The organism is Fervidobacterium islandicum, from assembly GCF_000767275.3.
Classification (GTDB): Bacteria; Thermotogota; Thermotogae; order Thermotogales; family Fervidobacteriaceae; genus Fervidobacterium; species Fervidobacterium islandicum.
This window is the reverse complement of the sequence record NZ_CP014334.2, coordinates 1,818,818-1,830,967: the sequence shown is the minus strand read 5'-3', so window position 1 is coordinate 1,830,967 and position 12,150 is coordinate 1,818,818. Positions and strand designations below refer to the sequence as shown.

Below are 12,150 nucleotides of genomic sequence, written 5' to 3'. Positions count from 1 at the left end.
TTCTTCGAATCAAGAGTATAAAAAATATCGTAAGACAAAAAACAAAACCGGGTGTGGCTCCCCGGTTTTGTTTTTTGTTCCTCATATTTTCTTCAGAGAAGTCTTATATATTCTTCTTATAACCTCCCTCTCCGCCTTAATAGGTGCCTGGCTGAGCAATAGTCCCAAAGATGGTGTGGTCATCGCAAGATCCGTTAGTTTTTCAACATGTTCTTCATTGAATCCAACATCCTCAAGCTTTTCCGTCACACCCATGTTAAATAGCCAATCTTCAATTCCTTTTGCAATTTTTTCAGCTTCTCCTGGCTTTCCCTCAAGACCTGGAACTATCGGTTCGTACACTTCAGCGAGTATCTCAGCAACGGAAGGATATATTTCTTTTACAACTGCAGGAAGGAGCATCGCAAGTCCAAGTCCGTGTGCAAGGTCTGGTTTTACTGCACTGAGTGGATGCTCAAGTGCGTGCGTGAAGTGGAGTAGTCCGTTGTCGAAAGAAATACCGGCAATTGCAGAGGCATAGAGTAGCCAGTATCTGGCATTTAAATCATTCGGATTACTTAGTGCTTGTGGCAGGTATGTTGCAATAAGTCTGACTGTTTCCTTTGCAAGCAATATCGAATACGGATTCCTGGAAAGCGTTGTCGATGCCTCAGTTATGTGGTTTAGTGCATCTATTGTTGTGTAAAGTGTCTGTTTGTAGGGAAGTGTGACCATCAACTGTGGGTCATCAATAGAGAATAGTGGATAGATACAATCGTACGCAATCGCAGGTTTGTATTCTTTTTCAAGTATCGATGCAACAGCAAATCTGTCCACTTCCGTACCTGTACCATGCGTTGTGTTTATTGCAATAATCGGTTTAGCTTTCTCAGGAAGGAATTTTCCTTCGTAGAGTTCTGCACCTGTTCTTCCTTCGTATTCTAAAAGCACTGCAACACTTTTTGCTGTGTCTATCGGGCTACCTCCACCTATACCAAACACAACCTGAGCTCCAAATTCCTTTCCAAGCTTCGTTGCTTCGTCTATCTGTTCAACTGTCGGATTTGGTGTAACCTTATCGTACAGTACGTATTCTATACCGTATTCTTTGAAGTACTTTATAACAACTTCCCACGCACTAGTTACTTTGTAGGCAACAGGATCAGTCACAACTATCACTTTTTTCAAACCACGTACTGAAAGATACTCGGAAATATCTTTCATCTTCTGCAATGCGCCAACACCAAAGTAACACGTTGTTTTGCATCTCAATTCAAAAACGTTGTAAATGTTCACCTTTCTTTCAAACATGCGTCCTAACCTCCTTACAAATAGTCACTCCAACTTATAGATAATCACTCTGCCCAGTCGTGATTTTTTTCACATTCCAGTTGTTATTTTATCACTGTAACTACGGAATGTCAAGATGATTTGTGAAAATATTCTCAAAAAAGATGTGTTAAATAAGCCCCTATATCGCGTGATATAATCACAGATATAGGGGCAAATAAAACTTGGTATTTACTTTGTTTTTTCGTTTTCGACGCACCTATTCTTTTTCCGTTGCAAGTTTTGTTTTCAGTATTTCAAGTATTTCTTTCTCATTGTAAAACAGCATAACGATATATCCGAGCATCATTAAAGCCAACGAAATGATAGCGCTTACTCTTAAGCCGAATTCGTTGATTTCGTTTTTGCCGAGAATGTAGATCGATGGAAATACTAGTCCTGCGATTGTTTGTCCCATCTTTTGCATGAATGTCCTGGCACCGAAGAAAACTCCGGCCTTATAGTTCCCTGTCTTTCTACCGTGTGCTTCTGCAATGTCGGCGACCATTGCATTTGGTAGAATACCAAATATCGCAAGAGGGATGGCTGCAAGGATGGCCACAATGTAGCTTTGAACATACGGTGAAAAGTTGAGTTTACCTAAGAGTGCTGCAAAGCCAAAGTTGATTGCAAATACGAGAAAACCAACCATAAGGACCTGCTTCTTACCAAGTTTCTTGGTTAAGAAGTTCACTGGAACGTAGAAAAGGAATGACAAGAGGAACATTATCATTTGCACTTGAGATGCTTGCTCCTTTGGAAGTTTCAAAAGTACCGTAACGTAATATACAAGGCCAAGGCTTATGCCGGTTAGTCCTATCCAGTAAAGAAGGTCTTGGATAACGAAAATGGCGAAATGCTTTTCTTTGAACGCTGTGACAATTGCTTCTAAACCACCTTCGTTGACCGTATGCTGTTCGCAGTAGCGCTTTTCGTCGATAAATACGATTGGTAATAACATGAATATGAAGCCGATGATACCATACAGTACGGTAACCGTTTGAAATGCTTTGGCAGGTGTAAATCCGTGATTTTCCAGCATTGTTTGGAAAAGATAGATTTGAGTCCCGAGTACAAAACCAAGAGCCCACGTGATTGAAATCATTGTGCTTAGTCCAAGCCTTTCATCAGGGTCATGGCCAAGCTCACTCATCCACGCAAAAAATGGAGTCACGTACATTGTCATAAACCAGTAGAAAGCGATTACGGTTGTAAATAGCCATATTGTATTGATAGTGTAGTTGGATGACGGTGGAAAAAATGGCAGGAACGAAAGTAAAGCAAAAGGTAGGACACTGATAGCAAGAAATCCTCTTCTTCTGCCAAGTTTCATCTTGCTCCTGTCAGACAAGGTAGCCACCAAGGGATCCGTTATCGCATCGAAAAGTCTTGAAATCCCCAGAACAAGCCCTACAATGGTCAAACCAGCCCAAACTGCACCCCTGGTTATGTACTTCGGGATGTTGACCCCCTCAGGAGGCATGTAGAAGTAAATCAGAGCGTTCCCAATCGCAAAGCTCGTAAGCGACCACCCAAGCTGCCCCAAAGCGTACATCCACTTTTTCCATAAAGGCAATTTTTCAGCCATTTTCCCCTGCACCCCTTTCGGAAATTCTCTGGAAAAATACCCTTGTTATATTTATTGGTAACGTTACCGATACTGGAATCATTATATCATTTAAATTAATCTCCTTACAATTTTTTAGAAAAACGAAAATGAAGCATTAATTCAATGTTTTGTAGAGATTTTTCAAGTTTACTCCACAGTGCTCTTATTTCCTTAATTAATCGTTATTTAACTTATCCAAAAAGCAAACGGTGGCTTACGCCACCGCTGTCTCTTATCGGATTTTTCGTTCAATTGCGATCAGTAGAAAAGTTTGGCTAATTGTTTTATGTAGTAATCAACAGGTCTAACATTAAGCAATGTGTCGCTGTAAGGGACCTCTGTAACAACGAATCCTTTAACTCCTACCGCATGGTAGAATTTTCCTATTTTTACAAGTTCCACAGCACGCGCACTTAACTGTGTCGCTATGATTCTGTCTATAGCAGCAGGTGTTCCACCTCTTTGGATGTAGCCAAGGTTTGTGTACCTCCACTCAAGGTTCAGTTTTTTCCCGATGTATAGTCCAACAACTTCCGCAGGGTCTGTTTCGTGCGAGCATTTACATTCATCGATGATTTCGTCTGGTAGTTTAACACCATCTTCGACAACGACTATCGAGAATCTCTTTCCACTTTCATACCGGTGCCGTATTGTAGCTAACAGTTCCTTTGGATTAAGTACATCCGAGCTTGTTATAACGAAATCGGCACCACCGGCGAGTCCTCCAAATGTGGCAAGCCAACCACCAGGTGCTCCCATCGTTTTTACAATCATCACTCTGTGGTGTGACTCTGCAGTTGAATGGATTATATCAAGCGCTTGGGTTACGTGTTCAAGAGCTGTTATAAAGCCGATGGAAAAGTCTGTAAATGAAAGGTCGTTATCTATTGTTGCTGGAACAATTATCGATGGAATTCCGTATTTTTGCAAATTCAGTGCACTTCTAACGGCATTCCTTCCTCCAAGAATGATGTAACCAGTTATGCCGTACTGTGTTGTTTTGTTCTTAATCGCTATTAGTTCTTCATCTCTCTCTGGTATGAAGAGCGATGTTCCAAGTATGGTACCGCCTTGGTGAAGTATACCGGAAACGTTGTTCCTAATCAAAATATCAACTTTATCGTTAAGCAATCCTTCGAATCCGTCCCTTATGCCCATCACTTCTATTTCTTGTTCTATAGCATTCACTACGATTGACCTAATTGCAGGGTTTAAACCAGGACAGTCATTCCCGACAGAAAGAACTCCTATCCTTCTCATTTATAGCCACCTCCCCACTATTGAGTAGAATACTATTGACGTTATCGCCATAAGTTTGACAAGGATATTCAAAGAAGGTCCTGCTGTGTCTTTGTATGGATCACCTACAGTGTCACCGACGACAGTAGCTTTGTGAGCAAACGAACCTTTACCGCCAAGGTGACCTTCTTCGACGTACTTTTTTGCGTTGTCCCACGCACCACCGGAATTTGCCATGAATATAGCAAGTGCAACACCGGTAACTGTAGCACCGATCAATAGACCAACAACCGCCTGGACACCAAGACCAACCATGAGTATTATGGGAGCAGCTATTGCTAATACGGCAGGTGTAACCATTCTTTTAAGTGCACCTTTTGTAGCTATCTTTATACAGCTGTCGTAGTCTGGTTCTGTTGTTCCAGATAAAATACCGGGTACTTCTCGAATTTGCCTTCTTATCTCTTCAACCATATCGTTTGCAGCATCACCAACGGCGTTCATTGTAAGTGCAGAGAAAAAGAACGTGAGCATAGCACCAACTAGCGCACCGATGAACATTTTTGGATCTTGGAGCTGGATACTTTGTACATGGGCAGCAGAACCGAAATTTGCAAATAGCGCAATTGCAGTAAGAGCGGCGGAACCTATTGCAAATCCTTTTCCCATAGCTGCCGTAGTATTTCCAAGCGCGTCGAGTTTGTCAGTAATTTCCCTTACACTTTTGTCCAAACCAGCCATCTGGGCAATCCCACCAGCGTTATCTGCAATAGGACCATACGCATCAACTGAAAGGTTCATCGCAAGTGTTGCAAGCATACCTACGCCAGCCATGGCAACGCCATAAAGTCCGGCCAAACGGTAGGAAACGTAGGTACCAAGCGCTATCAATATGGTAATAACTGCCGTTGATTCCATTCCAAGTGCAGTTCCACTAATTATGACGTTCGCTGGTCCCATTGCTGCGGAGTGAGCCAGCTTTTCAACTTTTTTACCCGATGTGTACCACTCGGTAATGAGACCTATGAGCACACCTACGATGTTACCAACAAGGACCGTCCAAAATAGATTCAAATTCTTCTCCATAATGGAATAAGCAAAAGAAATTACCAAAAAGACAACACTTGCAGTAATAGTACCTAATCTTAAAGCCTTTGCAGGTTCTGTATTAAGCTTGGAAAGAACTTTCACAAATACGATTGCAATAATGGACGCGAGAAGTCCGAATGAGATTATGTAAAGTGTGTCTAATATTCCTTTTTCACCGAACAAGGCATATCCAAGGGCAATTGCTGAAAAAATCGATCCGACGTAAGATTCGTAGAGGTCTGCTCCCATGCCAGCAACATCACCGACGTTATCACCAACGTTATCAGCTATAACGGCTGGATTTCTAGGATCATCTTCTGGCAAATTTGCTTCCACTTTTCCTACAATATCGGCACCAACATCAGCAGCCTTTGTGTAGATACCACCACCAACGCGTGCAAAGAGCGCAACAAACGAAGCACCAAGCGAATAAAAGGTGATTTCCTCAAGTCCGAATACCAAGTACACAATTCCCAATCCCAAAAGTCCAAGCACAGAGACAACAAGCCCCATGACCGCTCCACCAGAGAAGGCAATATCGAGTGCTTCGCCTATGCTTCTAGTCGCTCCCCAAGCAGTTCTTGCGTTTGATTTTGTCGCAATAGTCATTCCGAAGAAACCTGCAAGAACAGAAAAAATAGAACCTATTACAAATGCTGTTGCTTTTGTCCATCCTGAAGAAAAGCCAAAGAGAATAGCAAGTGCAAAAACTATTGGGAAGAAGACTGTGTACTCTTGCATGAGAAAGGAACGCGCACCTTTCTGGATGATACGGGAAATCTTTTCAGTCTTTTCGTTTCCAGGGCTCTTGTCTAACACAGTGAGCGTTAGGTAGATAATCAAAACTAAACCGGCTAATATAGAGGAAAACAGAAGTGCCAAGATCTCACCTCCATTGTACGTTGTGTTTTTAATTGCATACTCGAGAAATTATTAGAAAAAGGGGGCACGTGGTGCCCCCGTGCTGTATTTGGAGTTCAATTATATGGACTTAACCCATTTAATTACTATCGGTGATGCGATGAATATTGAAGAATACGTCCCGATTACTATGCCTATGGTCATTCCAAATGCAAATGACTTAATACTACCAGTTGAGAATAAAAGGAGCATAAGGACGGTGAAGAAAGTCGTTAGAGAGGTATTTATCGTTCTGATTATCATTGAATTTATACTGTCGTTGACTATCGATGCCATGTCTCTTCCTCTGAACTTTCTTCCGAATTCTCTTATTCTGTCATACACAATAATTGTGTCATTCACAGAATAACCAACAAGCGTTAGTATCGCCGCTATCGCAGCTATGTTCATTTCGAATCCGAAAATGGAGAAAAATCCAAGCGTAATCACCACGTCGTGAATAAGTGCAAGAACTGCACCTACTCCAAATGCGAGTTTGAATCTAAGAGCGACGTACACAAGTATACCGAGTAGTGTGAAGACAACGGCTTTCCATGTTAGGTTTTTGATCTCATTCACAGCATCGCCACTAACTTCATTGAATGATACGACTTCTCCACTGAGAATTTCAGATATCTTGTTGGAAATTTCTACCTTTTCATCTGGTTTGTATGTTCTTAGCGCCCCATTTTTATCCCTTGGGGAAACAACTATTGAAAATGTCTTCTGCTCTGCTTGACCAAGTGCATGAACTTCTATAATCCTTGCATTTTTAAATTCTGGACCAAGCTCTGAAATCTTTGCTCTCACATCGGAGACAGATAACTTTTGTGACGTCTTAACTATGATTTCACTACCACCGATGAATTCAAGACCAACATTAAAGCCTTTTGTGAAGATACTTATGACAGATACAACAATCAAAACAAGAGAAAGTGCTATGAAATAATATCTTTTACCGACAAAATCGATTTTCATTATTGAGCACCCCCTGCTTTTCTAACTCTGATAGCTCCAGATACTCCATCAAGTAAGAATCTGCTGAAGACGAGGTTCATAAACATTGCTGCGAAGATACCAACGATCGTTGTAATTGCAAAGCCCTTTATAGTTCCTGTTCCAAAGTAGTACAAGAACAACGCAGCAATGATTGTTGTAAGGTTCGCATCAAAGAGTGTCCAGAACGATCTTGAGAATGCAATTTCGATAGCCGCTTTTGGTGTTTTTCCATTTCTCATTTCTTCTTTGATTCTTTCATAAATGATTATGTTACCGTCAACAAGTGTTCCAATGGTGAAAATAATACCTGCGATACCAGGGAGTGTCAATATAGCTCCGGTTCCTGCAAGGAAACCGAATATCAGTACCAGTGTGTAGAATATACCGATGACTGCCACAATGCCCATGACTCCGTAAAAGACAAGCATATACACCATGACTAGGATAGTTCCTATTATACCCGCTCTGAGTGATTGTTGCAGTACGTCTTTACCAAGTGTTGGTGTAACAAGGCTCGCAGACGTTTTTTCGAGTCTGGCCGGCAAAGCACCACTTCTCAAGATTGCCGCAAGCTCTCTTGCTTGCTCAAATGTGAAGTTACCTCTGATTTGCCCTTTCCCATCTTCGATTGGGCTAACTACGAATCCAACGAACTGGACCTTATCATCAAGTACAATCGCAAGCCTCTTTTTCAAAGCAAGCTGGTATTGAGTTGTACCGGCATTTAAAACTTGCTCTGGGACGTAAAGTTCTTTTGTGATCTGTTTGAATATCTCAACGTATTGTCTGTCAAGTGTAAACGACACAACGTAATTTGCAACACCTTTTTGATCAATCGTTGGAACTGCTTCAACAACTCTTGGACCAATCAACACCAAATCTTTTCTGTTGTTTATCTCTTTCTTTATTAAATACCACTTCTTACCATCCTTGTCGGAATACCACTTTGCTCCTTCCCTTAGCGCGAGGTTTACGTCATCAGGATTTGTCGTTGGGTCGTAATCTCTTTCGTCAATTGACTGACCAAACCAAAGTACACCAGTAGAACCGACAAGCTTCTCCGCTGCCGACGTATCAGTTGCATCAGGTATTTCTATGACTATGAATGAATTATTTTCCCTGAAGCTTTTCTTAATTACCGCTTCAGTGTATCCTGCCGAGTCAAGTCTGTTTCTAAGAACTGTCCAAACATCATCGACAACCGCCGCTGGATTCTCCGTTCCTTTCTCGATATCAACTCTGTACTCGAGTCTTACACCACCACTGAGGTCCAAACCAAGTTTAATGCGACTAAAAAGTTTAGCAAAACCTGTTGCCGGTCGTCCCCCTGGCAAGAGCATGGCAACAATCGCTGCTACAAGTAGAGCAAGTGAGACTATGAGCCTTACACGATCTGAGCGCATCTGTAAACCCTCCCCCGAATACTTAGTCTTTGGAATCTGTTTCTTCTTTTGTCTCTTCTTTCTCTTTAATAACCTTCGCTATGTAAGCCTTGTGAATTTCAAGTTCCGTTGAGTTTGCGCTCTTGATTTTCACTACGTCTTTCTTGATATCAACTATTCTTCCAACAACTCCACCGGTTGTGATGATCGTGTCACCTTTCTTCAAACTCTCAATCATCTGTTTGAACTCTTTCTCTCTCCTTCTTTGTGGAAGGATGACCAAAAAATACATCATCGCAAAGAATATCAGGAGCATTATTAACATCTGCATCATGGCTCCTGATGCACTTGTTTGTGTTCCCGTTGATGCTGCACCTGCATCCGGTGCTCCCGCAAATACTAACTTCACCTTAAACACCTCCTAAGTGTATATATCAATATTTTCTTGCCATTTCGGCTGCTTTAACTGTATGTTCCATTAGAACAAGTGTCGTTATCCTGCCTACCCCTCCAGGAACCGGTGTGAGGTCGCAAACTTCCGCAACGGATGGATCCACATCTCCGTATATTTCATCACCTTCAACGTTTATACCAACGTCTATAACTAGTGTTCCTGGATTGAAGTATTCTTTACTAAGTGCTTTTGCCTTTCCAATAGCAACGACCACTATCTCCGAGCTCTTCGTTAACTCGGCAAGTTCCTTAGTTCTCGAGTGGCATACGGTAACCGTAGCATCTACGCCTTTCTGCAAAAGTAACATCGCAAGTGGCTTTCCAACAGTCACACTCCTTCCAATCACCGTGATTCTCTTCCCAGATGGATTTGTAAGGTATTTAATAATCCTCAAGACAGCTTCGGCAGTACAGGGTGGGAAGATAGGGTTATCGTACAAGATGTTACCAAGGCTAATAGGATTCCTACCTTCCACATCTTTTTCTGGCGAAATCAACGACACTGCCTCCAATTCCGAAATATCGGCGGGCAGAGGGTGAGTTAAGAATATACCATTAACTGTATCATCTGCAGAAAGCTTTGGTAAGAGCAACTTTAAATCCGAGGTTTTCGGTGCCTCGTATACAGCAAACTCGATTCCGAGACGTTTTGCTTGTTTTTCTTGACTTTTTAAATAACTTATCGTAGAGGGATCTGGTTGACACGTAACAGCTGCAAGCTTTGGTGGTCTTGACAGCTTTGAGATACGCTCTTTTATATTTTCAACAATTGACGAATAAAGCGGTTCTAAATTCAAAAGCATAGTCTTCCACCTCTTAAATTCTTAAATAAAGTTTATTTCTTCATCCCTGATTAAAAACAGGTTGTAGCCCTGCAGAATAAAGTATACCACAAACTTCGTACATGCCTTTTTTTGTAACACACAATACAACGCCCGAAAGTTCAGCAGCTTTTATTGTCTCAGGCATGATATCTCTATTTCTCACAATTAAAACCACAGGTATACCAACAACACCTGCTGTTCTCACACATTGCGGTGTTGCAAGTCCTGTTACAAGTAAAGAACCGGGCTCACTGAGAGCCAAGACATCGCTCATAAGATCTGATGCGGCAACTTTGGAAATTTCAATATCCAAATTCGCATTTTCCGGTGCAACAACTCTACCATTTACAAGTTCCAAAACTTCTCTAAGCTTCAAGTAGATCACCCCTGTAAGCGTATTTCGTAAAAGCCTCATACGTCCAAGGACATTTTTCTTTGAACATTCTCGCTATGGCAATGGCATATTGCTGAATTTCCCACTGCGCATGAGAATCAGCACGAAGATTCAAAAAATTCATCAGACTTCGTGCGTTAACTGTCCAGTAAAACTGAGTGTAAGTTGACAGGGGAAGCACTATCCTTGCTAATTCCCTTGCTACTCCTAAGGCCAGCAACTCTTTGTAAGTGATGTAACTGTCCTCAAAAGATTTTACCATTAAACTTCTGGCTTTTTCCAATAACTCTTCGTCCTCCACAGGAACTGCCTTTTGTCTGTCTTCCGGAACATTGACGCGAACGTTCTCAGGGATGTAAAATTCTTCTTCCTTAATTTCCGTGTATCTTTGACTTATTTCATTGAAGGAGCCTATCCTGTGCCTAAACCACTGCCTTGCTACAAAAAGCGGAGCTTTAACATGGAAAGTAAAGACTATGTGCTCAAAAGGTGTCTCGTGACCATGCTCCATTAAGTAAAATATCAAAGCCCTATCGCGCTCGGGAGTTTTGAGCCCCTGGCCATATGAAACGCGCGCAGCCTTTACCGCTGCGTAATCGTCCCCCATCATGTCAACAAGACGTACAAATCCTTTATCTAAAACCTTTGCTTCAAACAAATTGCTCTCAAGTTGCGCACTATTTGAGCTATCATTTTCCAATTCTTTTTTTTCGTTTAGGTGTTCTGATTGTGCCAAAGAGGTCCACCTCCAGTAAATTTAAAAGATGTCTGTACCTAATCTCGCTAATTAATCCTCTGCTAAACCAATCATCAAGCAGCTCTAGTGACAACAATTCAAGCACCGGCTCAAAAGTTAACCTGTGAAAAGGTGTCGGACCGTATTTTTGCAAAAGGTCTATATGCTCCTTTGTTGGATATCCTTTGTGATGTATCAGATTGTACTCTGGATACTGAACATGAAACTTCTCAATAATCTTATCACGTGTAACTTTCGCCAGTATCGATGCCGCAGAGATCTGATAAATCTTAGCATCTCCTTTGACAACACACACAGCAGGAAAGTTCAGTTTTAAACTCTTCCCATCAACGAAGACATTCTTAATTTCAACGAACTGGCTCAATATCTCAAGAGCTCTGTTCATCGCAAGTTCAGTGGCATGAAATATGTTGTATAAGTCTATCTCCTCAGGTGTTGCAAGTCCCAGACCGAATTTGGCATGAAGAAAAATCTCGTTGTACAGTTTTTCTCGGTGCTTTTCATTTAACTTCTTACTGTCGGCAATTCCCTCGATATTAACGCCTTCATCAAAATAAACCGCCGCTGCCACAACAGGTCCAAATAGCGGTCCACGTCCTGCCTCGTCAACTCCAATTACGGTGTAATCGATCTTAGGTTTGTCTCCAAACAACCGCACTGAATCGTTTTCTTCAACAAATGTCATACTTCACCTTTGTTTACTTCTTTATGGTTTTGTAGATATTGTTTATATCCATCACAAACCTCTCTATCTTGTCTCCGGTGACGATGAAAAGCCAATTCTCTTTGTACCAGCAATACAGGTCCGTATTTTCTAAACGAATTGTAAAGACACCATAAGTGCCCATGTTTATTTTCAAATACTTCAGTTTGAAAGGATTACCGTACTTTTTTGTTATCTTATTCCACGCGTCTTTTGCTTGTTCAAAATCGTCGTATCTAAAAACCATAAGAAAACCATCGACGCCATCAAACGTTGCGTACCTACCTTCTCCAAGTTCCATATCGCCAAACCCGTTTATCCAACCAGTATCCATCAACATATACTTATTTGCAATTACATTTATAGCTGCTTCAACAGAGTAACTTCCCGGAGGAACTTCCGGGACAAACGGTATCGAGCAAGATGAGGCAACAAACGTTGCCAAAACAATGGTAATAAAGCTTATTAATCTTTTAAATTTTTTTGTTATCAA

The 12,150-nt window shown here is 41.5% G+C and carries 12 protein-coding genes; all 12 read right to left on the bottom strand.

What is annotated here, in order from left to right:
- Positions 1-81: 81 nt before the first annotated feature.
- Positions 82-1,290 carry an iron-containing alcohol dehydrogenase gene (locus NA23_RS08790; RefSeq protein WP_033192265.1) on the bottom strand — a complete coding sequence of 403 codons (1,209 nt, stop codon included), beginning with the start codon at positions 1,288-1,290 and terminating at the stop codon, positions 82-84.
- Between the two features lie 238 nt (positions 1,291-1,528).
- Positions 1,529-2,896 carry an MFS transporter gene (locus tag NA23_RS08785; protein ID WP_033192264.1) on the bottom strand — a complete coding sequence of 456 codons (1,368 nt, stop codon included), beginning with the start codon at positions 2,894-2,896 and terminating at the stop codon, positions 1,529-1,531.
- Positions 2,897-3,175: 279 nt separating this feature from the next.
- Positions 3,176-4,177, bottom strand: a complete 1,002-nt coding sequence (locus tag NA23_RS08780) for a 6-phosphofructokinase (protein WP_033192263.1) — start codon at positions 4,175-4,177, stop codon at positions 3,176-3,178.
- A complete protein-coding gene (locus tag NA23_RS08775; RefSeq protein WP_033192262.1) occupies positions 4,178-6,127 on the bottom strand; it encodes a sodium-translocating pyrophosphatase in 1,950 nt (649 codons plus the stop codon).
- A 99-nt stretch (positions 6,128-6,226) separates the two neighbouring features.
- Positions 6,227-7,123, bottom strand: coding sequence for a protein translocase subunit SecF (gene secF, locus NA23_RS08770; protein ID WP_033192261.1), 897 nt, complete (start codon positions 7,121-7,123; stop codon positions 6,227-6,229).
- Positions 7,123-8,547, bottom strand: a complete 1,425-nt coding sequence (gene secD / locus NA23_RS08765; RefSeq protein ID WP_033192260.1) for a protein translocase subunit SecD — start codon at positions 8,545-8,547, stop codon at positions 7,123-7,125. Before secD ends, secF begins: the two co-directional genes overlap by 1 nt.
- 22 nt (positions 8,548-8,569) lie before the next feature.
- Positions 8,570-8,935 carry a preprotein translocase subunit YajC gene (gene yajC / locus NA23_RS08760; RefSeq protein ID WP_052107225.1) on the bottom strand — a complete coding sequence of 122 codons (366 nt, stop codon included), beginning with the start codon at positions 8,933-8,935 and terminating at the stop codon, positions 8,570-8,572.
- 25 nt (positions 8,936-8,960) lie between these two features.
- Entirely contained in the window at positions 8,961-9,782 is an 822-nt protein-coding gene (locus tag NA23_RS08755; RefSeq protein ID WP_033192258.1) for a bifunctional 5,10-methylenetetrahydrofolate dehydrogenase/5,10-methenyltetrahydrofolate cyclohydrolase, read from the bottom strand.
- 40 nt (positions 9,783-9,822) lie between these two features.
- Positions 9,823-10,179 (bottom strand): hypothetical protein, encoded by a 357-nt coding sequence (locus tag NA23_RS08750; RefSeq protein WP_033192257.1) that lies wholly within the window; start codon positions 10,177-10,179, stop codon positions 9,823-9,825.
- Entirely contained in the window at positions 10,169-10,807 is a 639-nt protein-coding gene (thyX, locus tag NA23_RS08745) for an FAD-dependent thymidylate synthase (protein ID WP_052107298.1), read from the bottom strand. The genes NA23_RS08750 and thyX overlap by 11 nt, the downstream gene beginning before the upstream one ends.
- A 79-nt stretch (positions 10,808-10,886) precedes the next feature.
- Positions 10,887-11,639, bottom strand: coding sequence for a ribonuclease HII (locus NA23_RS08740; protein ID WP_084384082.1), 753 nt, complete (start codon positions 11,637-11,639; stop codon positions 10,887-10,889).
- A 13-nt stretch (positions 11,640-11,652) separates the two neighbouring features.
- Positions 11,653-12,150: a DUF3242 domain-containing protein gene (locus NA23_RS08735; RefSeq protein WP_033192256.1), complete on the bottom strand. Its 498-nt coding sequence runs from the start codon at positions 12,148-12,150 to the stop codon at positions 11,653-11,655.